Raw genomic sequence first — 26014 nt, forward strand, 5'->3', positions numbered from 1 at the left:
CAGCAACCAGACCGTGTGGCCGTTCGCTGCGGTGACACCCCTCTAGGGCCCATCCCCAATCCCGTCAAACGCAAATTTCACTTTTATGGCAATTTTTGCGCCCTGGCGCGTTCTGCGCGCCCAATGGCGCGGAGCCGGGTCCGATAGGCGATGATCGTACGAGCCCGGCCGCAAGAACGACGCAATCCAAGTGCGTTGCCACTGAGCGGGATCAGGATATTCCATAAGTCGAGCGATTCGAACGGTGAGCCGAGCGCATCACACACTTCCCCGGTCATCCCCCGCTGGGGCGTTCTCGTTCCTGCTTGATGACCAGCGTCTTATCCGAACATCGCCCCGGCAGCACCTCAGGCCCACGAACGTCTTTTTCGACGCGGAGTCCGGCGGCGGACAAGCTTGTCCGGAAGCTGCGCGACCGGCATCCTCTGTCGGCTGCCGAGGAGGTCGCGCTTAACACGTTGCTTGCGGCCAAGGCCGGGCCGATTTCCGGACGGACGGTGTTGCTCGACCGGGGGATGCAGCCAAGCGGGATCCATGTCCTGCTTGACGGCTGGGCGTGCCGCTACACGATGCTCGTCGATGGGCGCCGCCGGATCGTCGCCTTTTATCTCCCGGGCGATGTCTGTGATTTCGACGTCTTCCTGCTGGCGGGGATGGACCAGACGATCGCCGCGATCACCCCTGCACGCGTTGCGGTGGTCGATGCCCCGATGCTGGCCGGGCTTGCGATCGACCACCCGCCCCTGACGCAGGCCCTGTGGTGGGAATCGCTGACCGCCGCCGCGATCCAGCGCGCCTGGACGCTCAATGTCGGGCAACGCAGTGCCAAACAGCGAATCGCACATCTGCTGTGCGAGTTATATCTGCGAATGGACCGTGTCGGGCTGGTACAGGACGGCAGCTGTGCGCTGCCGTTGACCCAGTTTCATCTGGGGGATGCCTGTGCGCTGACGTCCATCCATACCAATCGTGCGCTTCAAGAGCTGCGCCGTGACGGCTTGCTGTCGCTCGAGGCCCGACGCCTGACGATCCACGACTGGCCGGCGCTGGTCGATCTGGCCGCGTTCGACCCCGCCTATCTTCAACTGTCCAAGGAGCCCGGTACCTCTGGTGATAGTGCGGCCCTTGGCTGAACAGCGTCCCGGGTGGTGGTCTGCTACTTCATAGAGGTCCAGCTAAGGCGGCGTTACCGCTCCAGCGTGCCACGCCACCCCGTTAAGCCATGAACGCCCGCTCGCCACAGAGCCGTCTGCAGACAGGTGGTCTCTGGGCGGGCGAGGCTAGACGCGGCCTATCTAGCGGCCGCCAGACCTACAGGCGGAAGGACAGCGACGCGACATAGGTCCGCCCGTTCTTGTAGAAGGCCGTGGGCCGATCGGGCGTCGCGTTATACTGGCGATAGGTCTCGTCGAGCAGGTTCTGCGCGTTGAGCGACAGCGTGACCTGCTTGGTCAAATTGAACCCTGCCGACAGATCGAGCTGGTTATACGCGGCGACCATTTCGCGCGAGCCGAGACGGCCAATCGTGCGGAAATACTTCGTCCGGTAATTGTAGCTCAACCGCGCCTGGAACGGTCCGCTTTCGAAATAGGGGATCACGTTGACGGTGTGCTTCGACAAATAGGGAAGGTTGAGATCGGCGCCCGACGCGTCGGTCGAGGAGGTCGTGCTGTCCTGATAGGTATAATTCGCCTGGAGCCCAAACCCGCCCCAGATCTCGCTCTGCCCGGACACGAGTATGCCGTTCACCTTCGCCTTGCCGCCGTTGATCGGCTGCGAAACGCTGTAATTGTTCTCCAGCCGCCCGGTCAGCGAATTGAACAAAGTCACCCCCTCGGTCCGGGTGGTAATGATGTAGTTGCTGATGTCGCGACGGAAGGCCTCGACCGCGAGCAGGCTGCCCGGACGCGGGTAGAATTCCGCGGTCAGCTCGTAATTGGTCGACTCATACGGCTTCAGATTGGGATTGCCGCCACCCGCATCGCGCGTCGTATCGTTTTGCGAGATCGATGCCGCCAGATCCTGATAGCGTGGCCGCGAGATCACCTTGGCGACCGCACCGCGGAAGATGAGCGACGAACTCGCCTCATAGGCGATATTGAAGCTCGGCAGGAACTTCAGATAGTCGGTCGATGTCGTGGTCGGGGTCGGCACGGGGTTGGGGTTGGCCGCGGTCGACAGCGTCAGCGCATAGTCCGAAACGTCCTTGGTATAGACCAGCCGGCCACCGATATTGCCGCGAAAGCCGCTCTGCTCGAAATTGAGCTGCGCATAGCTCGCCACGACGGTTTCCTTGACCCGGGTCGACGCGCCGATCTTGCGGATCAGCGGCGAATTGATCGCATTCGCCAGGATATCGATCACCGACTGTTCGGACAGGTTCAGATACTGCGTCGCGTTGCCCAACCCGCCGCTGCCGCTGAATGTGCCGTCCGGAGTCGACGCGGTCGGCACGTTGAGCTGCGATGCAAGCTGCGACGTGGTGAGATAGGTGTTGATGCCGCGACCGTCGATGCGGTTGACATGGTCGGTGACGCGTGCGCCGAGCATCAGCTGCGTGAACGGCCCGAACGAAACCGGGATCGTCGCATCATAGCCGCCGAAGATGTCGCGATCGGTCGTCACGCTGTAATCGAGGCCGCCGATCTGCGCGGCGTTCAGCTGCGTGCCGCCGACCAGCACCGGGCTGCCCTCGATCTGTGCGGGATTGTTGTTCGGGTTGGTGAAGTAGTTTGCAGGGTTGGTCGGATCGCCGGTGAAATTGACCGTCGCCGTATCGTTGGTGAAGGCATAGCTGAATGGCAGTCTGGTCTGCACGTTGAACAGATATTCGGGATTGCGCCCGCCCCTCGCCCGGCTCCAGCCACCCGCGAACGACACCTTGGCGCCGTCATCGCCTTCCCAATCCGCAAACAGGTTCAGATTGTCAGTGGTCAGCTTGGTCTTGCGGACGAGCGTGTCGAGCTGCGCACTCTGGCTCGTCGCGGCACCGAAGGTCGCGGCGTTGACGACCCCGTTGCTGATGTTGGCCGACTGTAGCACGTTACCCGTCCAGGCCCCGGGAATGGTGTACATCGATTGGCTGTAATTGTCGTAATTGCCGTTGATGTGCAGGCCGTTGAGCGTCAGCGTTAGCTCCGAGCTGGGGCGGTACTGCACGGTGCCGGACACGCTCTTGCGCTCGCGCGTCTGCTGGAAATAGGCATAGTTGATGCCGAACGGCGATGCGGCCTTGTAGAGATCCGCAATCGTTCCGCCGGTGATGGTCGCACCCGGGCTCTTCAGGCTGAGCGTGCCGTCCTGCGCGCGGTTGACGAACGGGCTGTTATAGGTGCCGTCCGCATTCGCCGCGGCATTGTCATAGCCGAAGAATTCCACGCCGGCGCGCGTCAGGCTCTGCTTGTCATAGGTCGCGGCGACCAGCACGCCGAACGTCTCCGCATCGTTCTTCCAGCTGTACAGCCCCGAGCCGCGGACATTGCCCTTGTCCGAACGGTCGTTGTACGAATAGCCGCCCGACGCGAAAATCGAATTGGCCTTGAGCTCAAGCGGCCGGCGGGTGCGGACGATGACGGTGCCCCCGAGGCTACCCTCCTCGATCCGCGGCTCGGGCGACTTGTACACCTCCAGCCGGTCGACGAGTTCGGGCGCGAGCAACGAATAGTTGAAGGTGCGGCTCGACGGGTCATTGTCGTTGCCGCCCCAATCCGCCGACGCGAGCGCATGACCGTCGAGCAGCATCCGGTTCAGCGCGGGATCGGTACCAAGAATGGCGACCTTCTCGCCCTCGCCGAAGCGCCGATCGATGCTCACGCCCGGGATGTGCGACAGCGATTCAGCGACGTTGCGGTCGGGAAACTTGCCGATCGCTTCGGCGCTGATCACGTCGACCACGGCATTGGCCTCGCGCTTGACCGCGATCGCGCTGCGCAGGCTGCCCCGGATACCGGTGACGACGATGTCGCTGTCCGCGTCCCCCGAGGGGGCGGCCTGCGTGGGGGGTGTCTGCGCGGATACGGGCTGCTCGGCCGCGGCTGGCGGGACCGATGACGGCGCGGTTTGGGCGCCCGCAGGCGCGATCAGCCCGGCGATCGCGCTGGCGACCACGGCGGTGGATGCGAGCAACATCTGCTTAGGAAGAACCATTGGTCAAAGCCCCTTTTCATAGGCGCCATCGCGCCATCCCGATGCAGCCCATGCCTGCACCCGTAAATCCCGCGAATCGCCCGGTATTCTTTTGGTAGCCAGGTCGATGTCTAGGCGCCGCTACCTATATCAAATTCATTTTCCGAATCTAATGAGAAAATTACCTTTTTATTACCAATTCTGGGAGGGACGCATTTCAGTCCGGCGATTGCCCCGTGGCTGCGGACCTGACATCAGCGAGACCCGGGCCAAGTCCGTTCGACAAGGCAAGACGCGTCAGCGCATCAATTTGCCAAGATACTCCACGTTTCGGAAGATGGTGTCAGTCGCGAGCCGAAGACACATTCCTTCGCCCGTCGAGGGACTTGCCCACGCTTACTGACAGGCGCTAGCGCATCATGACCCCGGCAACTGACGCCAAGATCGACCGCAGCGGATCTAATACTCGCTTAGGCTCGCGAGGTATCCGTTGGCGAACCCCGAATAAGGGCAACACTCCGTACCAATATAGGATGTTTGCGGCGTCCACTGAGCCATGCGGTTTGTGCGCGGCGGGTGTCGCTACCAGCCCCAGCGAAAGCGCTGAGCAGGCGAGCGCAGAATATCCTCGTAGCGCAATGCTGCGCGCGGCAGCGCCCTGTCCATGGCGCCGGAGCCCCTGCCCATGGCATAGGGCCTGACCAACCCCATGGTCGCGCAATTCCTCCGTGCGGGGGGCGTGCCTACGATTCCCCCGTACCTGCGCCACTCGCGGGGCAGATCGCTCGCCCTATCGCAGGATCGGCAGTGTTGCGGGCTTCCCGGGGAACCGCTCGCATGACAAGGGGTTTCTGAAATTGGCCGTTTTGGCCGTATCCCGGGAGACGATACACAATGACTGATTTTGCCGATCTTGTAGATGGATACCAGCGGTTTCGGACGTCCGACTGGCGCCGCCAGCATGACCGTTGGGAGAAATTGAAAGTCGGACAGGAACCGCGCGTCATGGTGATCGCCTGTTCGGACAGCCGGGTCGAACCCGCGCAGATCTTCGACACGTTGCCTGGTGAGATGTTCGTCGTCCGCAACGTCGCCAACCTCGTTCCGCCGTTCGAGACGGGCGGCGGCTATCACGGCGTTTCTGCCGCGGTGGAATTTGCGGTCACGCAGCTCAAGGTCGGCGAGATCGTCGTACTCGGCCATGGCCAGTGCGGCGGCTGCAAGGCGGCGCTCGCAGGCACGTTCGACAAGGCAGAGCGCGGCCAGGGTGGCTTCATCAGTGACTGGGTGCATCTGCTCGATGGCGCACGCGAGTCCGTCGCCAAGGATCATGCCGATCTGAAGTCTGAAGAGGCTCGCGAGGCGATGGAGCAGGCTGCCGTTCGGACGTCGATTGAAAATCTGCGGACCTTCCCGTTCGTCCGCGATGCAGAGGCTGCCGGCGATCTCGAGATCCGCGGCGCGGTGTTTGCGATCGACGACGGCATTCTGCGCGTGATGGACGAGGATGGCGGGTTCACGCCGGCTCAGCCCCGCGCGGACTGATGCCGAGGCCGGGCCGGCGAAAGTCTCGTCGGCCCGGCGCATCTTTACTTCAAACCTTATCTGCTGGCCGCTGCGAGCTCTCGCAAATGGTCAGGGGAAACCGAGACTGTAGGCGGGTTGCGGCCCGTCAGATTAGGGCGCTATGTTGCTGGCTTCTGACTGGAGGTCCTATGACGCGCCTTGCCTTGGTTATCGCTGCCGGCCTGTCGGCCGCCACAGCGGCGTATGCCGCACCCGATCCCGCGCCGAGCGCCGCTCTCGTCGCGGCGACCAAAGCCGGGACGCGAACGCCCGCGACGATCGCGCGCGACGCTTTCCGCCACCCCGCCCAGACGCTGGCGTTTTTCGGTGTGAAGCCTGGTGACACGGTCGTCGAGATCTGGCCCAGCGGCGGCTGGTATACCGAGATCCTTGCGCCCTATCTCGCGGCCCGCGGCACGCTTTATGCCGCTGCGCCGAGCGAGAAGGGTCTCGCAGCTGTCCGGGCCAAGCGCCAGGCGATGCCCGAAGCCTATCGCGCGCTGCGCTATGCCATGTTCCCGGCAGTCGCCGGCCAGCCGACCGTTCCCGCAGGCTCGGCGGACGTCGTGCTGACCTTCCGCAACGTGCACAACTGGCGGTTCGGGGCCGCCGATCAGACCCAGGCCGCGTTCGACCAGATGTTCGCGATGCTCAAGCCCGGCGGCACGCTTGGCCTTGTCGAACACCATCTGCCCGAAGCGTCGGGCAAGATCGAGGAAGGCAAGAGCGGCTATATGAAGCGGTCTTCGGTCATCGCCTATGCCACCAAGGCAGGATTCAAGCTGGCAGGCGAGAGCGCGGTGAATGCGAACCCGAAGGATACGCATGACTATCCCAAGGGCGTGTGGACCCTGCCGCCCAATTACGCCGAGGGCGATGTTGGCCGCGCGCGCTATGCCGCGATCGGCGAAAGCGACCGGATGACGCTCAAGTTCGTCAAACCCCGTTGATCGCCGCGCAGAGTGTCACCCGCCGCATCCAAGATTTGGAAGCGGCGGGCTACACTGTTACGACACCTGTGTGACCGCCACCCCACTCCGTTTCCTCGAACGTCTGCCGCTGCTATGGGATCGCCGCGCCATCGCGTACGGCGTTGCGGTCGCCCTCTCCATCGCTGCCTGCGCGATCCGGATCGGCGTCGATCACCTGCTGCCGCCCGGTTTTCCGTTCCTGACCTTCTTCCCGGCGGTCATCATCTCGTCCTTCCTGCTCGGGCGCGGTCCCGGTTCAGCGGCTGCACTGTTGTGCGGTGTGCTGGCCTGGTATTATTTCATCGCGCCACGCCAAGGGTTCACACTCGGCGTCGATACCGCGGTAGCACTGCTCTTCTATGCCGCTGTTGCTGCCGTCGACATCGCGCTGGTCCACTGGATGCAGCAGGCCAATCACCGGCTGCGCGACGAGCGCGAACGCAACGCCGACCTTGCGCTGCGCAGCGGGCTGCTGGCTGATCGGACAGAGGTGCTGTTCCGCGAATTGCAGCACCGCGTATCGAATAATCTCCAGATGATCGGGGCCGTCCTCGCGTTGCAGAAGCGCGGTATCGCCGACCCTGCCGCGGCTCTCGCGCTCGACAATGCAGCGACCAAGATCACGCTGATCGGCCGGATCCAGCGGCAGCTCTACGATACCAGCGGATCGCTGATCGCGCTCGACCAGTTCCTTCATCAACTGACTGCCGACGTGATCGAGGCGGGCGGCAATCCCGGTATCGTCCACTCCGTTTCCGCACCGCCCGGCGTCATGCTCCCCCCTGACGCGCTGATCCCCGTTGCGCTGATCATGGCGGAGGCGATCGCCAACGCGATCGAGCATGGTCTGGTCGGACGCGACCATGGCAGCATCCGGGTCGATCTCGTCCAGACCGCCACCGGGTTGCAGCTCTGCGTGACCGACGACGGCGCCGGATTGCCCGAGGGATTCGATACGCGCGGCTCGACGAGCCTCGGCCTGAAGATCGCCACCACGCTAGCGCGACAGCTCGGTGGCAGCTTCGACGTCAGAAGCGCCGATCCGGTCGGCGCACAAAGCGTGCTGACCATTCCCCATTCCCCCGCAGGACAGCCCCCTACCCCATGATCATCCGCAGCGACGAATTCATCGATATCCCTCGCATCGCCAGCGGCACTCCTTCGGATGATGCCATGCCGTCACCAGGCGGCGTCATGCGCACGCACCTGTTCCGCCCCGCGGTCGAAGGACGCTATCCCGGCGTTCTGCTGTTCTCGGAAATCTACCAGGTCACGGACCCGATCCGCCGGCTTGCTGCCTATGTCGCCGGTCACGGCTTCTGTGTCGCGGTGCCCGAGGTCTATCATGAGTATGAGCAACCCGGGACGGTGCTGCGCTACGACGCGGCCGGCACCGATCGCGGCAACGCGCTGAAGGTCACGAAACCGGTTCCCGCCTTTGACGAGGATGCGGTCGCCGCGCTCGACGGCCTTGCTGCGCATCCCGCCTGTACCGGGCGGCTTGCGACGATGGGCGTCTGCCTGGGGGGACATCTTGCCTACCGCGCAGCACTCGATCCCCGCGTCGCCGCAGCGGCATGCTTTTACGCGACCGACATCCACAGCGGCACGCTGGGTGCGGGCAAGCAGGATGACAGTCTGGCGCGCATGGAGGAGCTGAAGGCGGAAACGCTGTTTATCTGGGGGCGGCAGGACCTGCATGTCCCGTTTGCCGCGCGCGAGACGATCCGCGCACGGCTGGAGGCGGTCGGTGCCAATTATGGCTGGCTCGAGGTCAACGGCCAGCACGCGTTTTTGCGTGACGAGGGACCACGCTATGATCCCGCCCTGTTCGCCCAGACGCTGAACGCGGTCATCGCTCTATTTAACCGCACCCTCGCCGGATGACGGCGCACCGCCGGTCAGCCGGCTAGGCGCCTCGCGGGCTCCGACGCAGGAGGCTCAGCGTGGCCACAACCGCGCTGCGCCACGCACGCCTGAGGAATCACCCCAACGGGCCGGCACCACCTGCCCCTTCCAGTCGCCACCGAAGCTGTAGCGATCGATCACCGCGGGAAGCCGGGCGTAGATCGCCTCGACATTCGACATGCCGCCGCCGAACACGAAGACGTCCGGGTCGACGATATTGGCGATCATCGCCAGCGCGCGTCCAAGCCGATCGACATAGGCGTCGAGCGATGCGACCGCGTCGGCTTCACCGTGTCGCGCGGCCTCGACGATCGCGGCCCCGTCGAGCATCTGCCCGGACCGGGCGGCATGATCCTGCCGGAAACCGGTCCCCGATATCAGCATGTCGAGACACCCGCTTTGTCCGCACCAGCAGGACGGACCGGGATATTCCGCCGCGGTCATCCACGGAAGCGGGACATGGCCCCATTCGCCGCCCATGCCGTTCGCGCCCTCGACGATGTGGCCGTCGACGACCAGTCCGCCTCCGACGCCGGTCCCGACGATCACCGCAAAGGCGGACCGCGCGCCGGCTGCCGCACCGTCAACCGCTTCGGACAGTGCCATGCAGTTTGCGTCATTGGCCATCCGGACCTGACGGCCGAGCGCAGTCTCCAGATCCTCGCGAAAGGCGCGGCCGTTGAGGAAGGTGGCGTTCGAGTTGCGCATCAGCCCGTCGCGCGGACTGATCGACCCGGGCGTGCCGACGCCGATCGAGCCCATGGCGCCCGCCTCGCTCTCGGCTCTGGCGATCAGCTCGCCGATCGTCCGGATGGCGCCGTCGTAATTTCCCGGGTTCGGGCTGCGCACGCGGGCGAGAAACTGACCGTTGGCGTCGAGGGCCGCTGCCTCGATCTTCGTGCCGCCGACGTCGATACCGATCTGGATCACTGCATCTCTCTCTGACCTTGATTTTGCGGCACCCTGCCCGCGAGAAAGATAAAGTCAATTTGCTTTAACAATCAGCCCTTGATCAGGATGGCGTCCGACGGCAGGATCCGGTCGAGAAACGGCAGGATCGCAGCGCCCACGGCGGGCGCATCGCGCGACAGTGTGGCGCGCCGGATCGGTGCACGCGCCGGGATCGTCGGCGCCGCCGCGATCAGCTTGCGCGTCGTTTCCGACGCCAGTCGGTCGAGCACCAGGTCGGGGAGACGTCCGCCGATCAGCACCGCGGCCGGGTTGATCAGGCAGTTGACGGCGGTCAGCGCGGGCACGAGGGCGCTCGCGCACTCGTCGACCCATGCATCAAGTGTCGCACCGAACTGTTCAGCAACGTCCAGCGCCGGGTCGAACGGCGTGGTCAAGCCAGCCTGTTCAAGCCGCGCGGCGAGCGCGGACAAGGACACCACGTCCTGAAGCACCTGTCCCGGCATGCCCGCCAGCGGCAGAAAGCCGAGCTCCCCGCTGCGGGCGTCGGCGCCGCGATAATAGGATCCGTCGATGACGACCCCGCCCCCAAGCCCTGCGCTGACCAGGATGTAGAAGAAGCTCGCATGGTCGAGCCCGCCACCGAACTGCGCCTCGCCGATCGCCGCCGCCGCCGCGTCATTATCGATATGGACCGACCAGGGAACGACACCGGCGAGCAGCGCCTGGAGGTCGACAGCACCCCAGCATTCATAGCCCGCCGGACGATGCGGCAACGCCACCTGCCCCAGATCGTCGGGCAGTGCCACGCCGACGCCAAGTATCCTGTCTGCGCGCAGCACGCCCGATCCCCGGATCTCGGCGATCTCCTTGCCGACGATGCCAATGATGTCGTCGGGCATCGCGAACGCGATCTGCTGTGTGAACCGGGACCGGACCTGCCCTGCCAGATCGAGCGATACGAGCGTGACGTGATCACGGTCGATGTTCAGCCCGATCGCGAAGCATCCATCGGGGTTGATCCGCAACCGCACCGCCGGCTGGCCGCGTCCGCCCTTGCGGCGCCCGGCATCGACGATGAGATCGGCCTCGAACAGGCGCCCGGTGATATTCGCGATCGTCGGCGCGGTGAGGTTGGTCATCGTCGCGATCTCGGTCCGGGTGATGTCCGGGTTTCGACGGATCACCTGGAGCACGACACGCTGGTTATAGTCGCCGGCCCGTTCAAGATTGGTGCCCGACAGGCTCGGGCCGAGCCGCACCGCGCGTTCCTCCGCAGTCACCCCGCCACCGGCATGCGGCTCGAAATCCGAGAAATCCACGGCTTGCTCCCTCCCCGGAACGTCGAGGCGCGCATCGATGTGACTTCGCGCGCCGCCCCGTCAGTCGTGCGTGCCGACGGCCCCAAATACGATCCTATAGTCCGACATCCACCCCAGCCGGTCAATTGAATATGCCAAGTTGGTTATATCTCCGCACCGGCCGGCACGGCAGCCTGCATCCGGCAGCGAACAAGCCACGTCGCGAAGTTGCAAAGCCTGTGGTATCGCGCCGCAATTCAACCATTTGGAAAGATCGACATCGATGATTACACGGCTCGAAGATCTGGAGCGGGTCCGCGCCGAAAGCCGGTCGCTTGTCACCCGGCGATCCTTGATGTCGGCGGGCGCCGCGGTCGTACCGATCCCGGGCGTCGACCTGGTCGCGGATGTCGGCCTGTTGACCACCCTGCTGCCGAAGATCAGCGAAATGTTCCAGCTCGATCACGAACAGGTGCAAAAGCTCGAGCCGCATCTTGCGCAGCAGGTGCTGGTGATGGCGTCGAGCATGGGCAATAACGTGATCGGGCGCATGGTTACCAAGCGGGTGGTCGCCGCGCTGCTGCGGCGCGTCGGTGCGCGGGTCGCGGCGGGATCGCTTGCCAAATATGTACCGTTCGTCGGTTCTGCCTTCGCCGCCACGATCAGCTTCGGCGCGATGAAGCTGGTCGGCAATGCGCATATCGAGGATTGCTACAAGACGGCGCTGGCCTTGCTGCCCGCGTCGGGGCAAATCGCTCCGGTCTCGACCCCGGCGGGCGGTATCGCACGCTGACCCGGCGCACGCAGCGCCCCACGAAGAGGACCGACACATGGCGAAACAATATTGGGCACAGTTGATCGACTTCGAAGAGGAGATGCAGTCCGCGTGCATCTCCGGCGCGACCGATCACGAGGATGCCGCCGAGACGCTCATCTCCGACTTTGTTGGGCAGATGGGTGGAGAAATCACCAAGGGCGCTGTGCGCGTCTGGGTGCAGGGCGAAAACCGCGAGAAGGTCTATGACTGGACCGTCGACCTGATCATCCCAGAGGATGACGGCACGCACGGCGGCGACGAGGATGAAGAAATCGAGGTCGAGGCCGAGATCGAGTTGATCGAACGCACCTGACGCCCCCGCGCCAATCAGGCACCCCGTGCACCGTGGCGTACGGGGTGCCCTGGCTTGAGCCGCAACAGATTAGCTCGGGGCGCCCTCGCCGCCGTTGAACCCGCGCTCGAGAATTTGCGCGACCAGCCGATCGCGTGAGCGTGCGGTTCGCTCGCCCAGGACGACGGCGATCAGTCGGCGGTTGCCGCGCTTGGCCGATGCCGCCAGATTGAACCCGGCCTCGACCGTATAGCCGGTCTTGATGCCGTCGAGTCCGTCAAAGGCGCCGAGCATGTGATTGTGGTTCTGCAACTGCCGTCCAGCCCAGCGAAACGACCGGGTGCTGAAATAGGCATAGCGATCCGCATGCTGGTCGATCAGTGCCTTGGACAACATGGCCATGTCGGTCGCGGTCGTGAGATTGGCGCCGGGCAATCCGGTGACGTTGGTGAACAACGTGCGCCGCATGCCGAGCGTCCGCGCCTTCGCAGTCATCCGCCGCGCGAAGCCGGCTTCGCTGCCACCCAGTTTTTCGGAAAGCGCTACCGCCACGTCATTGGCCGAACTCACCGCGATCGCCCGGATGGCTTCGCCGACCGTCAGTCCGGCACCGGGCCGCAGACCGAGCCGTGACGGCGGCTGGTTCGCCGCGGCCCGCGAGAATTTGACGGTGTCGGACAGCTGCAGCTTGTTCGCGTCGAGCGCGTCGAACGCCAGGAACAACGTCATCATCTTGGTCAGCGACGCGGGTCGACGGACCAGATTGGCCCCTTGCGCATATAATACCCGGCCATCGCGCGCATCGATCAGGATGGCCGACACCGTCCGCGCCGCCGCCGGCGATGGCGCGGCGAGCACCGGTTCCGCCAAAGCCGGAACCGCCATTGCCGTCCCGGGAATCGCCGCCAGCGGAACCGGCGCGGCGCGGCTCGCCACCCCGGCGGGCGACGCCGTCGATACCGCAGACGACATGGGCAGAACCAGCGTGGCCAGCGCCGCCAGCACGGCCGGGATACGGCGCTGATAGGCGCCGGTCGGCATCAGCCTCACTGCGGCTCCATCTCGTTCGTGGCGGGCACGTCATCGGCGGGTTCGCTCGCGCTGCTGCCGTCGCGGCGGACGCGCGCAGTCATTCCCGTCGCATCGGCATCGTCCTGCATCTGAACGTCCGGCGCGATTTCCGGAGCGGGCGGTGCCTCGGCTTTCACCTCTGCAGGGGCGGGCGCAGGCGCTTCCTCAACCACCGCCGGCGCTTCGGCTTCAGCCGGGGCCTCTTCCTCATACGCGCTGTTTTCGGTCACGGGTGCGGTGTCCGGCTCGGATGGGGAACAGCCGCCGAGCGCGGTCGCCAACAGGCTCGCGCCCAGCGCGAAGCGGATCGCATGTGTCTTGGTCGTCATGGTCATGTCCCTCATCGTGCTGCCATCGCCTGCGCCGCCGACCGTGCCTCGATCTTGGAGGCAAGTGTCGAATCCCAGCTATAGGGATCCGCGCGGAAGTTCATCTGGCCGTTACCACTGGCGAATGCCGTCCAATAGAGCAGATAGACCGACACGGGCTTGCTGAGCCGCGCCCGGACCGTCGCGCCTTTGTCGACCGTCGCCGCGACCATCTCGGGGGTCCATTGCGGATCACCCGCGAGCAGGAGGTTGGCAAGCTCGGCAGGCTTTTCGAGCCGGACGCACCCGTGGCTCGCCAGACGGCTGAAGCTCGCGAACTTCGCGCGTGACGGGGTGTCGTGCAGATACACCGAATAGGGATTGTCGAAATCGAACTTGTACCGCCCCAGCGCGCTCTGCGTACCAGCGGCCTGCTGCAGCCGCGTGCCGCCGATCACCTTGAAGCCGTTGCGCTTCAGGTATCCCGGATTGGCCTTTTCCTTCGGCCACAGCTCGCGCGTCGCGATCGAGGTCGGGACGTTCCAGGGCGGGTTGATCACGACGCTGTGGATCGTCGAGGTCAGCATCGGCGTCTCGTCGCCCGGCCGCCCGGTGACCGCGCGCATCGAGGTGATCGGCCGGTCGCCGTCGAATACCGTCAGGACCGCGGCGGCGATGTTCACCTGAATGCGATCCTTGGGCAGCTCCTGCGGCAGCCAGCGCCAGCGCTCCATGTTCGCCATGATCTGGCGGACGCGATCGGTCGCCGAGACGTTCAGCGCGCCCAGCGTCTGCCCCGACACGATCCCGCTCGGGTTGAGCCCGTAGCGCCGCTGCGCGCGACGTACGCCCTCGAGCAGCGCAGCGTCGAACCGGTCACCACCGGTCGATACGTCCTTGTCCTCGACCGCGAGCCGCTGGCGCAGCGCGGTCACGCGCGGGCCCGTCGCGCCGATCGTCATGTCCGGGCCACTCGCCAGCATGGACCAACCACCCGCCGCCGCGATCGCGCGATAGCGCTCGAGCCCGGCCTTGAGCCCGTCATACCCTGAATAGGGCGGTGGCAACGCGGCGAACCACGCGGCGATCCGGTCACGCTTCACCGCATCGGCAAAGCCCGGCAGCGGGTCGAAGGCGGGCGGGCGCATGCCCCAGTCACGCTGGAAGTCCGCCTCGGACAAGCGCCCGGCATGGACAGCGCGGGCATGGTCGAGCGCTTCGCGGACCAACGTGTCGTTGTCGACGTCGAGCACCAGCGCCGGCCTCGCGAGCGCAAGCCCCTGCCCCATCGTGTCCGACGCAAGCAGCTTCTGCAGTTGTTTGACCTGGGCAACGGACAGCACCGGCATGCGAACGGTAGGCACCACCGGCGGCACCGCCATGCGCGGCGTCATCGCCTGGGCTGGAAGCGCAGGCTGGCTGGCCGGCGGGTTCGATGGGGCGACGGGCCTTTGCGGCTGGGTCTGGAACAGTTGCGGCGGCACCAGCTGCTCCTGCGCCGCTCGGGCCGAAACGGCGTCGACCGGGAGCAACAGGGCCACCACCGCGGCACCGCTCAGCATCGTGCCGAACCAGGGGGCGTTCGTCTTTGTCTTTGAAAGGCTTTGCATAGCGTCCCTATAGCGATCGCGTCCTGCGTCGCACGGGCAATATCGCCCTAGCCTGAATAAAGCCCGGACGACGCGATATTTCCCGCCGCCTTGCTGACTATCACAGGATCCAACGCCTCCTTCGGCCCGGCCACGGCCGTGCCCGTCATTTGCGCGCCGCCCGAGTCGTGTCGCGCGCCGCTGCGAACGGCTCGGACGCGTTCCAGACCGGCCATGCCGTCCCCTCGGCGACCTCGCGGCCCAGCGCATAGGCGACGCTGCCCTCCTGCGCGGCGCCGGTCATGTCCCAGCGTGTGTCGAATTCGTCGCAGGTCTGGTGATAGCATCGTGCGTTGAACCGATCGCGCATTGCCTCGCCCACCTTCGCCCCGCCCGTCACCAGATCGCGGCCCGCGCGGAAATACACCCCCGGCACGCCCTTCTGCGCCAGCGCATAATGGTCCGAGCGGTAATACCAGCCCGCCTCGGTATTCTCCTCGGGCACGATTCGCAGCCCCTGCGCCGCCGCAACCCGCTCGAGATCGCGCTCCATCGGCGTTCGCCCGACGCCGATCAGCTCGAGATCGCGGGTCCGCCCCAGCACGACATGCGGATCGAGATTGAACTGTGCGGCCGTCGTCGCGAGCGGCAGGACCGGGTGGTCGGCATACCAGCTTGCGCCGAGCAGCCCCTTTTCTTCCGCAGTCCACAGCGCGAACACGACCGAACGCCGCGGCCGGGCGGCGCCCGCATAGGCGTGCGCGATCTCGAGCAGCGTCGCGGTGCCGGTCCCGTTGTCGATCGCGCCGTTGCGGATCCGGTCCGCGGGCGGATCGAACGCGTTCTCCCCATAGGCATCCCAATGCGCGCCATAGAGAATGCTGCCCGCCGCGGGATCGGTGCCCGGAAGAAGGCCGACGACATTGTGGCTCGCGACATGCTCCATCCGCGTTTGAACACGCGCCGACAGGGTCGCCCCCTTCAATATGATCGCAGCGAAATCGGCGCGCTGTGCGGCAGCCTTTGCCGTGGTATAATCCATGCCCGCCTGCCCCAGCAGGCGGATCCCGATGTCGTTGCGCAGGTTGCCGCGCAGTCCGAACGCCGCAGGCACCGTCCCGGTGTCGAGCGCATAGCCCGGTACCGCGTCGCCGTTCGCGATCTGCAGCCAGGGATAGCTCGCGGGAAACGTCTCGTGGATCGTCAGGAACGCCGCTGCGCCGCGCTTCTGCGCCTCGCTCAGCTTGGTCCGTGCGGCCGGACTCGAGGCCCGTCCCCCAAATCCCAGGTCGCGTCCCGCCTCGACATCGGGATCGCCGGCCAGGGCGACGACGATCTTGCCGCGCACATCGACCCCGCGATACGGATCATAGCCGAGCTTCGGCTCGACCACGCCATAGCCGACAAAGACGATATCGGCATGATCGAGCGCGGTCGTGCCGACGATCCGCGACGATGCCGCGATCTCGATCCCCGGCCGTAATGGCACCGACTGATTGCCGAGTTGCAGCGTGAAGGTTGCGGCATCGCGGGTCCAGCGCAGCAGGGGCACACGCTGCCGATAGCTGGCGCCGACAATGGGTTTCAGCCCGAGTTGCTTGAAGCGTCGCTCGAGGAATTCGAGCGTGACCGCCTCACCCGCCTGGGTAGGCCCGCGCCCGTGGAACGCATCCGCACTCAGTGTCTTGACGTCCGCCTTGATCCGGTCCGGCGACAGGATGGGCGGCCGTGGATCAGCGGCGATGGCGGCGGTGGTGGCCGAGACGGTGAGCAGCAGCAGTGGCAGGAGGCGTTTCATCGGCTCAACCTGCCCGTGATGCGTCGCACGCACAAGCGACCGAATGAGATCGCGCGCTATTCCCATGCCTAAGGCTGTGACGTTCAGCCAGGCAGACGAACCTGAACGCGGCGAAAGCGCGCTTCGACAAAGCTGTAGACGCCGAACAATCCCAGCCCGACGCCTGTGGCTGCCAACAGCCATTTGCCCCCCGGCTGGTCCTGCAGCATCGCCAGCGCGTCGGCCATGCCACCGGCTTCGGTGGCATGCGCATTCCATGCCGCGACCGCGAAGAAGCCGGCAATTATGGTGAAGACGACCGCGCGCGCGCTATAGCCCAGCCGCCCCATCGTGCAGACATAGGAAGGCAGCGAGCCGTCATTGTGCAGGTCCTTGACGAAATCGCCCTTCCAGGCCTTCTTCGCCTGCATCACCGCCGCGGTGAGGATACCGATTGCGACCACGGCAACCAGCACGCGGCCGAACGGCACCGAAAGCAGCCAGCCTGTCCAGTCGCGGGCACTCTCGTCACCCGGGGACTGCCCGCCGCCACCCGTCCTTGGTTGCCAGGCGAGACGTGCCGCGCTCCAGGCAAGGATGAGGTGCGCGATCCCGCTGACGACGTGCCCGATCCGGGTCAGGGCGCCCTTGGCGTCGCGCATGATCTGCTCCGGATCGGCGATCGCTTCGGTCAGCCGCCACACCGCATAGCCGAGCAGACCCGCGGCAATGACGGCCAGCAGGACGGCACCGAGTTTCTCGTCCGCCAGCGATCCGATCGCGCCCTGATTGTCGGCGATCGTCCCGCCGCGCATCGCGGCATCGACGGCAAACCAGGCCACCAGACAATAAACCAGCCCGCGCGCGGCGAAGCCGAGACGTGCGAGTTGCGTCGCACGGACATCCGAGATGGTCACGGCAAATCCCCCTGGATCATATTGATCGTTACGCCGGCTAAACCCGCCGTGCGCAGCGACGTTCCGCCGGCGGTCACGACATCGCCGCGGCGACGCGGATCGGCGCAGCCCGGTACCGCGCCCGGGCCGCACCGGACCGTCAGGCGTGGACCACCTCTGCGGCGTCCGCGAAGGGGACCGGAAGGCGCGCAATCGCGGGACGCGCGATCAGGTAGCCCTGGCACAACCGTACCCCGAGCGCGCGCAACGCCGCCAGTTCGCCCGAAGTCTCGATCCCCTCGGCGATCGGGATGATGCCAAGTTCGTCGCACAACGCGATGACCGCGGCGACGATCGACCGCTTCACGGCGGAACCGTCGATCCCGCGGATCAATGCCATGTCGATTTTGATGACATCGGGATTGAGTTCGGCGAGCAGCCCCAGCCCCGCATAGCCCGCGCCGAAATCGTCGATCGCGGTCACGAACCCTTGCGCACGGTACGCCTCGATGATCCGCCGTACATGCGGCACGTCGCGCATGCGTTCGTTCTCGGTGAATTCGAACATCAGGTTGCGCTTGTCGAAGCCGACCCGCGCCGCTGCCCCCAGCGTCGCCCGGATACAGGCATTGGGTTCATAGACCGCGTTCGGCATGAAATTGATCGACAGCTTCACGTCCTCGCCCGGCGTGAACAGCGCGCCAGCCATCTCCACCGCGCGCACACGGCAGGCCTGATCGAACCCGTAGATCATGTCCCCCGACACCCTGTCGAGGATCGCCCCCGCGCCCGCACCGTCGGCACCGCGAACCAGCGCTTCATAGGCCCAGACCCGCTCCGTCGCGATGTTGACGATCGGCTGGAACGCCATCGTGAAATCGAACGGGAGCATGCTGCCGGTGCCACAGGCACCGCACGTCACACGGGTCGCCGTCTCGACAGGTGCAATCGCGTCCGCTGTAGCGCGCGCTGCAGCCCGGAATGGGGCGGGGTCGATAAATGTCACTGTCGCTCCTTACCGCGCTCTGTCGGGGCCGGACGGGCATGAGGACCGGCGCGACGCCACCTCACTCCAAACTCGGTGAGGTCATTGTTAATCTACAACAATTAACAGAATGAGTAGTAATAGCTTATTATCATAGATCAAGTATCTTGTAGACGTGAAAACATGCGTCAATTGGTTGGCGGACGGCGGCGATAGCTCAGCGCTTCCGCGACATGGATACGCGCCACGTGATCGGCGCCGGCCAGATCCGCGATCGTCCGCGCGACGCGCAGTATCCGGGTATAACCCCGCGCGGTCAGCCGCATAGCCTCTGCCGCCTGCACTAGCAGACGCTGTCCTGGCGCATCGGGGGTAGCGACCGATTCGAGCAACGGGCCGTCCGCCTCGGCATTTGTCCGCACGGGATGATCACGATAGCGCTCCGTCTGCACCCTGCGGGCGGCGGCCACTCGCACTGCCACCGCTGCCGATCCCTCGCCGGCCTGGGGCAGGACAAGATCCGCCGCCGTGACCGCTGCCACATCGATGTGCAGGTCGATTCGGTCGAGCAGCGGCCCCGACACCTTCGCTTGATAGTCCGCGGCACAGCGCGGTGCCCGCGCACAGGCGAGGCCGGCATCGCCGAGATGACCGCAACGACACGGGTTCATCGCCGCGATCAGCTGGACGCGCGCGGGGAAGGTCACATGCGCATTGGCGCGCGCGACGCTGATCGTTCCCGTCTCAAGCGGCTGGCGCAGCGAATCGAGTACCGCCCGCTGGAACTCGGGCAATTCGTCAAGGAACAGCACACCCAGATGCGCCAGGCTGACCTCCCCGGGCTTCACCTTCAGCCCTCCCCCGGTCAGCGCAGCCATCGACGCCGAATGATGCGGGCTGCGGAACGGGCGGGTTCGAGTCAGCCGTCCCCCCGACAACGCGCCTGCCACTGACTGGACCATCGACACTTCGAGCGCCTCGGCGGGGTCGAGCGGCGGCAGGATCCCCGGCAGGCACGCCGCCATCAGCGATTTGCCCGACCCCGGCGGACCACACATCAGCAGATTGTGCCCACCCGCCGCAGCGACCTCCAGTGCGCGCTTGGCGGTCTCCTGCCCGCGAACCTGCGCAAGGTCAGGCCCGGCCGGCGCGACATCGACCTCGCCAGGCTGGGGCGCGCGCAGCAGGCCATGGCCTTTGAAATGGTTGATCAGCGCGAGCAGGTCGGGCGCGGCAACCACCTCGATCGACCCGGCCCAGGCCGCTTCCGATCCTTGCGAGGCCGGGCAGATCAGCCCCTTGCCCTCGTTCGACGCATGCAGCGCGGCGAGCAGGACACCGGGCGACGCGGTGATCCGCGCATCGAGGCCGAGCTCGCCGACGACGACATAATCGGCGAGCATTTCCGCATCGATCACGCCCATCGCCGCCAGCAATGCGAGCGCGACAGGAAGATCGAAATGCGATCCTTCTTTTGGCAGATCGGCCGGCGACAGGTTCACCGCGATCCGTTTCGGCGGCAATGCCAGCCCCATCCCCGCGATCGCACCGCGGACCCGCTCGCGGCTCTCGCCGACCGCCTTGTCCGCCAGCCCGACGAGGTTGAACGCAGGAAGCCCCGGAATCAGCTGGACTTGTACTTCGACGGCGCGCGCTTCCAGCCCCAGATACGCCACTGTCGACACGATCGCCGCCATGAAAATCCCCCGCCGCGTCGCTCGTCATGGCGGATCGCCACCGTCACGCCCTATTCATACCGGATTTGACCTTTGGGCAATGGCAGGCGGCACGGTGCCGTCTTGCCAATCTAACACACCGGTCCCAAATGCCTCGCGTGAACGCCGTCCGCTCCTCGACCTATCGCCTCGTCAAGCTGCTGTGCGGCGGGATGATGATCCTTGCCGCCCCCCTGCTGACACCGGTGCCCGGACCGGCGGGCGTCTTCGTATTTGCCGGCGGCATGGTCCTGGTGCTGCGCAACTCGCCACGGGCACGGCGACGCTGGGGCCGGCTGAAGCGCCGCTGGCCGCGGGGTGGCCATTTCGTCGACCGGATGATGCGCCGGCGCAGCGCGTTGCGACGGCACGCCCGTGATCGTGCCGCTGCGGTTTCGCAGCGGATCGATTCGGCCAAGACGGAGCGGGCGAATTGACTTGTCCCCCTAGTTTGCCTAAGCGCCCACCCATCAAGGCCGTCCCCGTGGCGGCCGTTTTCTATTTGATGACCTAGGGAATGACCAATGAAGCGGACCTTTCAGCCGAGCAACCTGGTACGTGCACGCCGTCACGGCTTCCGCGCACGGATGGCCACGGTCGGCGGCCGGGCAGTGATCCACGCCCGCCGCGCCCGCGGTCGCAAGAAGCTGTCGGCCTGACCGTCGCGGCCGGCGATGCCGGCCTGACGATCATGTCGAAACGCTGCGACTTTCTCGCGGCGAATTCGGGGAAGCGTGCACCGATGCCGGGATTCGTCCTGCTCATGCGCCCCCGCGATGACGGTGACGAGACGATGCGAATCGGCTTCACCGTCACCAAGAAGATTGGCAACGCCGTCGTCCGTAACCGCATGAAACGGCGGTTGCGGGCTTTGGCGCGTGAACTGTTGGCGGAACGCGGTGTCGCTGGCGCCGATCACGTGCTGATCGGGCGCAATGGCGGCATCGAGCGTGATTACGCGCTGTTGCGAACCGAGCTCGGCAAGGCGTTGAAGAAGGTCGCTCCACATGCGGCTGTTATTGCGCCAGACCATGCCACCACCCCGGCGAAGGCCGGGGGCCAAATGGCAAATCGCCCGTGACGACGCACCGCCATTCGTTACTTGGCGCCCCCAATTGGGCCCCGGCCTCCGCCGGGGTGGTGCCTGGCTACGGATTGCTCGGCGCACGACGTGTGGCATTGCCCCGCTTGTTGTTCTCCTGCGAAGGCGGGAACCTAGCCTGGACCGTCGCTTTCGCAAGGACACGATGGGATCAGCGGTCGCGTGTGCCGTCGTGCTAGCCCGCCTCCTCATCCTCGTCGCGCGCGGCTGGCAACTCGGTCCTTCGCTGGTCCTGCCGTCTAGCTGTCGCTACGATCCTTCCTGTTCCGCCTATGCAATCGAGGCCGTTGGGCGCTATGGCGCGCGCAAGGGGGGCTGGTTGGCGGCGAAGCGCATCGCGCGCTGCCATCCTTGGGGCGGGTACGGACCCGACCCAGTCCCAGAGCTGAAGCCTGAGAAATTGAAAGACGCCGCCCTGTGAAAGACGACAAGCAGAATTTCGTGCTGTTCGCGGTTATCGCGGCGCTCATCCTGTTCGGATGGCCGATGATCCAGGGCAAATTCTTCCCGACGGCCAATCCACCGGTGACGAAAATCGAAGGCGGCAAGACCAAGCCCGTCGCGAACCCCGCCGCCGATCCGGCCGCCGATGGTGCCGCCGCAGTGCGCGATCGCGCCGCGGTCATCGCCGAGACGCCGCGCGTCCGTATCGAAACCCCGCGGGTGTCCGGCTCGATCAACCTGAAGGGTGCGCGGATCGATGATCTCGTTCTCAAGGGCTATGACGAGACCGTCGCGAAGGATTCTCCGCCGATCCGTCTGCTTTCACCGGCCGGTGCACCCGACGCCTATTTCGCGAGCTTCGGCTGGCGCGCGCAGGGGCTTGCTCCGCCTGCCGCTGACGCCGTCTGGACTGCGTCGGGCGCGACGACGCTGACGCCGACGACTCCGGTCACGCTCGATGCGACCAACGCCACGGGCCAGCGCTTCCGCATCCAGATCGCGGTCGACGGCGATTACATGTTCACGGTCCGCCAGACCGTGCTCAACGCTGGCACCGCGCCCGTCCCCGTTGCCACCTATGGCCTCGTCAACCGTGTCGGCATCTCCAAGGATCCGTCGTCGATGACGATCCACGTCGGGCCGATGTCGGTCGACAATGGCGGCGCGCATTACCGTCCGAACTATGACGACATCGACGAGGCACCGCAGAAGTTCACGACCACCGGCGGCTGGCTCGGCTTCACCGACAAATACTGGCTGACCGCGCTCGTTCCCGACCAGGGCCAGGCGTTTGACGGCCAGTTCCGCGCGGGCGCCAACAAGGCCTATCAGGCGGACTATGCGCTGCAGCCCAAGCTCGTCGCCCCCGGCCAGGCGGTGACCCAGACGTCGCGCTTCTTTGCAGGCGCGAAGGAGGTCCGGCTGCTCGATCGCTATACGGATCAGGCGGGCGGCGTCGCCAAGCTCGATTATGCGATCGACTGGGGCTGGTTCCGGATCGTCGAGAAGCCGATCTTCTATTATCTCGACTGGCTGTACCGCACGGTCGGCAATTTCGGCGTGGCGATCATCCTGCTGACGGTGACGATCCGCGGCCTGCTCTTCCCGATCGCGCAGCGCCAGTTCAAGTCGATGGCCGCGATGCGCGCGGTTCAGCCCAAGACGAAGGCGCTGCAGGAGAAGTACAAGGACGACAAGGTCCGCATGCAGCAGGAGGTCATGGCGCTGTACAAGGCGGAGAAGGTCAACCCGCTCGCGGGTTGCGCGCCGACGCTGCTCCAGATCCCGATCATGTACGCGCTGTACAAGGTGCTGATGCTGACGATTGAAATGCGTCACCAGCCGTTCGTCGCGTGGATCAAGGATCTGTCCGCGCCTGATCCGCTGACGCCGCTCAACCTGTTCGGTCTGTTGCCGTTCACCCCGCCGCACATGATCGCGATCGGCATCGTCCCGATCATCCTCGGCATCAGCATGTACTTCCAGTTCAAGCTGAACCCGACGCCGATGGACGACACGCAGAAGCAGGTCTTCAAACTGCTGCCCTGGGTGCTGATGTTCGTGATGGCGCCGTTCGCCGTCGGTCTTCAGGTCTACTGGATCACGTCGAACTGCCTGACGATCCTTCAGCAGAAGCTCCTCTACGCCCGGCATCCGGGCCTGCAAGCACCGGTGACCAAGTGAACGACCTTCCGACCGCCGCCCCGAATCTGGGTCCCGATCTCGAGCGGACCGACGCGCCGTTCACCGCGGAGCAGCTCGAGCACGCGCGCAAGCTGTTCGCCGGCCATGTCGGCTTCCTGAAATCGGCACCGACGCTCGAATTCCTGCCCGATGCGTCGGTGCCGGAGGTGGCGTTTGCCGGGCGGTCGAACGTCGGCAAGTCGTCGCTGCTCAATGCGCTGACCGGGCGCAATTCGATGGCGCGTACATCGAACACGCCCGGACGCACGCAGGAACTGAACTTCTTCGAAGTCGGCGCGCCGCTCGCCTTCCGCCTCGTCGACATGCCCGGCTATGGCTTTGCCAAGGCGCCCAAGGACGTCGTCAAGAAGTGGCGGTTCCTGATCAACGATTTCCTTCGCGGCCGCGACGTGCTCAAGCGCGCGCTCGTGCTGATCGACTCGCGCCACGGCATCAAGGACGTCGACCGCGAGATCCTCGAGATGCTCGACAAGGCTGCGGTCAGCTATCGCATGGTGCTGACCAAGGCGGACAAGATCAAGGCATCGGAACTCGTCGAGGTCACCGAGCGCACCGCGGCCGAGGCCCGCAAGCGCCCCGCCGCGCATCCCGACATCCTCGTGACGTCGAGTGAGTACGGCATGGGCATCCCCGAACTGCGCGCGGCGGTCGTCGAAGCCGTCAGCTGACGCCCGTGCATCCGGCGAGGCCGGCAGAGATTGCCCTCGCCGCTCCCGCCCGCTAGTCCCCGGGCCATGAAACTCGTCATCGGCAACAAGGCCTATTCCTCCTGGTCGCTACGCGGCTGGCTCGCCTGCAAGCAGTCCGGGCTGCCCTTCGACGAGGTCGTCGTCCCGCTCTACGATGCGGAATGGGAAAAGCGGCGCCAGGGCGATGAGTTCGCCCCCTCGTCGGGCAAGGTGCCGATCCTGTGGGATGGCGAGGCGGTCGTCTGGGATAGTCTCGCGATCGTCGACTATCTTGCCGACAAGGTCGGTCGCGACCGGTTCTGGCCCGACGACGAGGCGGCACGCGCGATGGCCCGCTCGATGGCGGCCGAAATGCATTCGAGCTTCGCTGCGCTGCGCAAGAAGCACAGCATGAACGTCCGTCAGATCTTCCCGGCACAGCGCCCCGACGACGATGTCCTGGTCGATCTTCAGAGGATCATGGAGCTCTGGGCTCAGGCGCGCGCGCGCTTTGGGGGTGGCGGCGATTTCCTGTTCGGGACGTTCGGCGCGGCCGACATCATGTACGCGCCCGTCGTCACGCGGATCGTCACCTATCAGTTGCCGATCGCCCGGTTCGCGCAGGGCTATATGCAGGCGATGTTCGACCACCCCTTCATGCAGGACTGGATCGCCGGTGCGCAGGAAGAGGACTGGGTGATCGAACAATATGAGCAGCCGGCACCGAGCGCGCTGCGGTGATCGATCCGTTGGCGCTGGCGCAGGCGCTGCTGGCCGAGGACAGCGTCACGCCGGCGCGGGGCCGCGTGTTCGACGTGCTGGAGGCGGCGCTGACGCCGATCGGCTTTGACGTCGACCGCTTCACGATCGGCGAAGCGCCCGACGGTCCGGTCGAGAACATGCTCGCGGTCCGGACCGGATCGGGGCCACACCTGGCATTTGCAGGGCATCTCGACGTCGTCCCCCCGGGCGAGGGGTGGCAGGGCTCGCCCTGGTCGGCGGAGGTTCGCGACGGCCTGCTCTACGGGCGCGGCGCGGTCGACATGAAGGGCGCGATCGCCGCCTTTGCCGCTGCCGCCAGCCGGACCGACGCGGGCACCGTGTCACTGATCATCACCGGGGACGAGGAAGGTCCTGCCACCTTCGGGACGCGCGCGCTGATCGACCGGATGGCGTCACGGGGCATCCGTCCCGACCAGTGCATCGTCGGCGAGCCGACCTCCACCGCCGCGCTCGGCGACACGATCAAGATCGGCCGGCGCGGCTCGGTCAATATCTGGATCAGCGTCCCCGGGCGGCAGGGTCACGTCGCCTATCCGCACCTTGCCGACAACCCGATCCCACGGCTGGTGGCGATCCTCGCCGAGATCGAGACCGTCGCGCTCGACCAGGGCAATGCCTGGTTCCAGCCGTCGAACATCGAGGTCACCGATATCGCGGTCGGCAATCCCGCGCATAACGTCATCCCGGCCGCAGCGTCGGCGCGGCTCAGCATCCGGTTCAACGACACGCATAGCGGCGACGCGCTCATCGCCCGGATCGCCGCACTGGCGGCACGTCATGATTCCGCAGCGATCGTTACCGGCCGCGTGTCGGGTGAAGCCTTCCTGACGACGCCCGGGCCGCTGTCGACGCTGGTGTCCGACGCGATCACGGCGGTGACGGGGGTCGTTCCCGACCTGTCGACGACGGGCGGCACGTCCGACGCGCGGTTTCTGGCGAAGCTGTGCCCGGTGGTCGAATTCGGGCTGATCAATGCGACGATGCACAAGGTAGACGAGGCGGTTGCGGTCGAGGACCTGTACCGCCTGACCGACATCTATGCCGATGTCATCGTGCGTGCGATCGAGCGCGGATAACCCATCG

Annotated in this window: 25 protein-coding genes; 15 read left to right on the forward strand and 10 right to left on the reverse strand. The window is 65.7% G+C overall.

Annotated features, from left to right (window positions below):
• The first annotated feature begins 497 nt into the window (after positions 1-497).
• A complete protein-coding gene (locus C8J24_RS00005; RefSeq protein WP_208620890.1) occupies positions 498-1133 on the forward strand; it encodes a Crp/Fnr family transcriptional regulator in 636 nt (211 codons plus the stop codon).
• A 178-nt stretch (positions 1134-1311) separates the two neighbouring features.
• On the opposite strand, the gene C8J24_RS00010 is transcribed toward C8J24_RS00005, so the two are convergent.
• Positions 1312-4146: a TonB-dependent receptor gene (locus C8J24_RS00010; protein ID WP_244180281.1), complete on the reverse strand. Its 2835-nt coding sequence runs from the start codon at positions 4144-4146 to the stop codon at positions 1312-1314.
• An 873-nt stretch (positions 4147-5019) separates the two neighbouring features.
• Here C8J24_RS00010 and C8J24_RS00015 point away from each other — a divergent pair.
• From C8J24_RS00015 to C8J24_RS00030, 4 genes are all read left to right on the forward strand, one after another.
• Entirely contained in the window at positions 5020-5670 is a 651-nt protein-coding gene (locus C8J24_RS00015; protein WP_031394264.1) for a carbonic anhydrase, read from the forward strand.
• Between the two features lie 170 nt (positions 5671-5840).
• Entirely contained in the window at positions 5841-6641 is an 801-nt protein-coding gene (locus tag C8J24_RS00020; protein WP_031394265.1) for a class I SAM-dependent methyltransferase, read from the forward strand.
• Positions 6642-6711: 70 nt separating this feature from the next.
• A complete protein-coding gene (locus C8J24_RS00025) occupies positions 6712-7770 on the forward strand; it encodes a sensor histidine kinase (RefSeq protein ID WP_107929492.1) in 1059 nt (352 codons plus the stop codon).
• Positions 7771-7856: 86 nt separating this feature from the next.
• Complete coding sequence (locus tag C8J24_RS00030) at positions 7857-8549, forward strand: dienelactone hydrolase family protein (protein WP_244180284.1); 693 nt, start codon at positions 7857-7859, stop codon at positions 8547-8549.
• A 54-nt stretch (positions 8550-8603) separates the two neighbouring features.
• Here the strand turns inward: C8J24_RS00030 and C8J24_RS00035 are convergent, their stop codons facing one another.
• The gene (locus tag C8J24_RS00035; protein WP_107929498.1) at positions 8604-9500 is read right to left on the reverse strand and encodes an ROK family protein; all 897 of its coding nucleotides are present in this window, start codon (positions 9498-9500) and stop codon (positions 8604-8606) included.
• Between the two features lie 71 nt (positions 9501-9571).
• Positions 9572-10801 (reverse strand): ROK family transcriptional regulator, encoded by a 1230-nt coding sequence (locus tag C8J24_RS00040; protein WP_043156719.1) that lies wholly within the window; start codon positions 10799-10801, stop codon positions 9572-9574.
• A 262-nt stretch (positions 10802-11063) separates the two neighbouring features.
• Between C8J24_RS00040 and C8J24_RS00045 the strand changes: the two genes are divergently transcribed.
• Together C8J24_RS00045 and C8J24_RS00050 are read left to right on the forward strand one after the other, a co-directional pair.
• On the forward strand, positions 11064-11573 hold the full coding sequence (locus tag C8J24_RS00045; protein ID WP_052149412.1) for a DUF697 domain-containing protein: 510 nt from the start codon (positions 11064-11066) through the stop codon (positions 11571-11573).
• A gap of 37 nt (positions 11574-11610) precedes the next feature.
• Complete coding sequence (locus C8J24_RS00050; protein ID WP_056675025.1) at positions 11611-11910, forward strand: hypothetical protein; 300 nt, start codon at positions 11611-11613, stop codon at positions 11908-11910.
• A 69-nt stretch (positions 11911-11979) separates the two neighbouring features.
• Here the strand turns inward: C8J24_RS00050 and C8J24_RS00055 are convergent, their stop codons facing one another.
• The 7 genes from C8J24_RS00055 to C8J24_RS00085 all read right to left on the reverse strand — a co-directional run bounded on the left by C8J24_RS00055 (position 11980) and on the right by C8J24_RS00085 (position 20212).
• Positions 11980-12930 (reverse strand): D-alanyl-D-alanine carboxypeptidase family protein, encoded by a 951-nt coding sequence (locus tag C8J24_RS00055; RefSeq protein WP_234387781.1) that lies wholly within the window; start codon positions 12928-12930, stop codon positions 11980-11982.
• Positions 12931-12935: 5 nt separating this feature from the next.
• Positions 12936-13289 (reverse strand): hypothetical protein, encoded by a 354-nt coding sequence (locus C8J24_RS00060; RefSeq protein ID WP_208403868.1) that lies wholly within the window; start codon positions 13287-13289, stop codon positions 12936-12938.
• 11 nt (positions 13290-13300) lie between these two features.
• Positions 13301-14878, reverse strand: coding sequence for a L,D-transpeptidase family protein (locus C8J24_RS00065; RefSeq protein ID WP_244180286.1), 1578 nt, complete (start codon positions 14876-14878; stop codon positions 13301-13303).
• Between the two features lie 145 nt (positions 14879-15023).
• Positions 15024-16655 carry a M28 family peptidase gene (locus C8J24_RS00070; RefSeq protein WP_107931330.1) on the reverse strand — a complete coding sequence of 544 codons (1632 nt, stop codon included), beginning with the start codon at positions 16653-16655 and terminating at the stop codon, positions 15024-15026.
• Positions 16656-16738: 83 nt separating this feature from the next.
• Entirely contained in the window at positions 16739-17551 is an 813-nt protein-coding gene (locus C8J24_RS00075) for a DUF1206 domain-containing protein (RefSeq protein ID WP_167396662.1), read from the reverse strand.
• A 139-nt stretch (positions 17552-17690) separates the two neighbouring features.
• A complete protein-coding gene (locus C8J24_RS00080; protein ID WP_338110751.1) occupies positions 17691-18536 on the reverse strand; it encodes an EAL domain-containing protein in 846 nt (281 codons plus the stop codon).
• 167 nt (positions 18537-18703) lie between these two features.
• Positions 18704-20212 (reverse strand): YifB family Mg chelatase-like AAA ATPase, encoded by a 1509-nt coding sequence (locus tag C8J24_RS00085; RefSeq protein WP_107929502.1) that lies wholly within the window; start codon positions 20210-20212, stop codon positions 18704-18706.
• Positions 20213-20349: 137 nt separating this feature from the next.
• On the opposite strand from C8J24_RS00085, the gene C8J24_RS00090 reads away from it, so the two are divergent.
• The 8 genes from C8J24_RS00090 to dapE all read left to right on the forward strand — a co-directional run bounded on the left by C8J24_RS00090 (position 20350) and on the right by dapE (position 26007).
• Positions 20350-20667: a hypothetical protein gene (locus C8J24_RS00090; protein ID WP_244180288.1), complete on the forward strand. Its 318-nt coding sequence runs from the start codon at positions 20350-20352 to the stop codon at positions 20665-20667.
• A gap of 87 nt (positions 20668-20754) precedes the next feature.
• A complete protein-coding gene (rpmH, locus tag C8J24_RS00095) occupies positions 20755-20889 on the forward strand; it encodes a 50S ribosomal protein L34 (RefSeq protein ID WP_031393806.1) in 135 nt (44 codons plus the stop codon).
• A 32-nt stretch (positions 20890-20921) separates the two neighbouring features.
• Complete coding sequence (rnpA, locus tag C8J24_RS00100) at positions 20922-21311, forward strand: ribonuclease P protein component (RefSeq protein WP_107929506.1); 390 nt, start codon at positions 20922-20924, stop codon at positions 21309-21311.
• A 193-nt stretch (positions 21312-21504) separates the two neighbouring features.
• Entirely contained in the window at positions 21505-21753 is a 249-nt protein-coding gene (yidD, locus tag C8J24_RS00105) for a membrane protein insertion efficiency factor YidD (protein ID WP_081874402.1), read from the forward strand.
• Positions 21750-23459, forward strand: a complete 1710-nt coding sequence (yidC, locus tag C8J24_RS00110; RefSeq protein WP_107929508.1) for a membrane protein insertase YidC — start codon at positions 21750-21752, stop codon at positions 23457-23459. The genes yidD and yidC overlap by 4 nt, the downstream gene beginning before the upstream one ends.
• A gap of 26 nt (positions 23460-23485) precedes the next feature.
• Positions 23486-24148, forward strand: coding sequence for a ribosome biogenesis GTP-binding protein YihA/YsxC (yihA, locus tag C8J24_RS00115; RefSeq protein ID WP_107931334.1), 663 nt, complete (start codon positions 23486-23488; stop codon positions 24146-24148).
• Positions 24149-24214: 66 nt separating this feature from the next.
• A complete protein-coding gene (locus C8J24_RS00120) occupies positions 24215-24889 on the forward strand; it encodes a glutathione S-transferase (protein WP_107929510.1) in 675 nt (224 codons plus the stop codon).
• Positions 24886-26007 carry a succinyl-diaminopimelate desuccinylase gene (gene dapE / locus C8J24_RS00125; protein ID WP_107929513.1) on the forward strand — a complete coding sequence of 374 codons (1122 nt, stop codon included), beginning with the start codon at positions 24886-24888 and terminating at the stop codon, positions 26005-26007. The genes C8J24_RS00120 and dapE overlap by 4 nt, the downstream gene beginning before the upstream one ends.
• Positions 26008-26014: the final 7 nt, after the last annotated feature.

Source organism: Sphingomonas aerolata (assembly GCF_003046295.1).
GTDB classification, from domain to species: Bacteria; Pseudomonadota; Alphaproteobacteria; order Sphingomonadales; family Sphingomonadaceae; genus Sphingomonas; species Sphingomonas aerolata.

Bases quoted from the DNA above. Each gene is read 5' to 3' on its own strand.
- C8J24_RS00010 (WP_244180281.1), bottom strand. From the start codon at position 4,146: ATGGTTCTTCCTAAGCAGATGTTGCTCGCATCCACCGCCGTGGTCGCC.
- C8J24_RS00015 (WP_031394264.1), top strand. From the start codon at position 5,020: ATGACTGATTTTGCCGATCTTGTAGATGGATACCAGCGGTTTCGGACG.
- C8J24_RS00020 (WP_031394265.1), top strand. From the start codon at position 5,841: ATGACGCGCCTTGCCTTGGTTATCGCTGCCGGCCTGTCGGCCGCCACA.
- C8J24_RS00030 (WP_244180284.1), top strand. From the start codon at position 7,857: ATGCGCACGCACCTGTTCCGCCCCGCGGTCGAAGGACGCTATCCCGGC.
- C8J24_RS00045 (WP_052149412.1), top strand. From the start codon at position 11,064: ATGATTACACGGCTCGAAGATCTGGAGCGGGTCCGCGCCGAAAGCCGG.
- C8J24_RS00050 (WP_056675025.1), top strand. From the start codon at position 11,611: ATGGCGAAACAATATTGGGCACAGTTGATCGACTTCGAAGAGGAGATG.
- C8J24_RS00055 (WP_234387781.1), bottom strand. From the start codon at position 12,930: ATGCCGACCGGCGCCTATCAGCGCCGTATCCCGGCCGTGCTGGCGGCG.
- C8J24_RS00060 (WP_208403868.1), bottom strand. From the start codon at position 13,289: ATGACGACCAAGACACATGCGATCCGCTTCGCGCTGGGCGCGAGCCTG.
- C8J24_RS00065 (WP_244180286.1), bottom strand. From the start codon at position 14,878: ATGCAAAGCCTTTCAAAGACAAAGACGAACGCCCCCTGGTTCGGCACG.
- C8J24_RS00070 (WP_107931330.1), bottom strand. From the start codon at position 16,655: ATGAAACGCCTCCTGCCACTGCTGCTGCTCACCGTCTCGGCCACCACC.
- C8J24_RS00085 (WP_107929502.1), bottom strand. From the start codon at position 20,212: ATGGCGGCGATCGTGTCGACAGTGGCGTATCTGGGGCTGGAAGCGCGC.
- rpmH (WP_031393806.1), top strand. From the start codon at position 20,755: ATGAAGCGGACCTTTCAGCCGAGCAACCTGGTACGTGCACGCCGTCAC.
- rnpA (WP_107929506.1), top strand. From the start codon at position 20,922: ATGTCGAAACGCTGCGACTTTCTCGCGGCGAATTCGGGGAAGCGTGCA.
- C8J24_RS00120 (WP_107929510.1), top strand. From the start codon at position 24,215: ATGAAACTCGTCATCGGCAACAAGGCCTATTCCTCCTGGTCGCTACGC.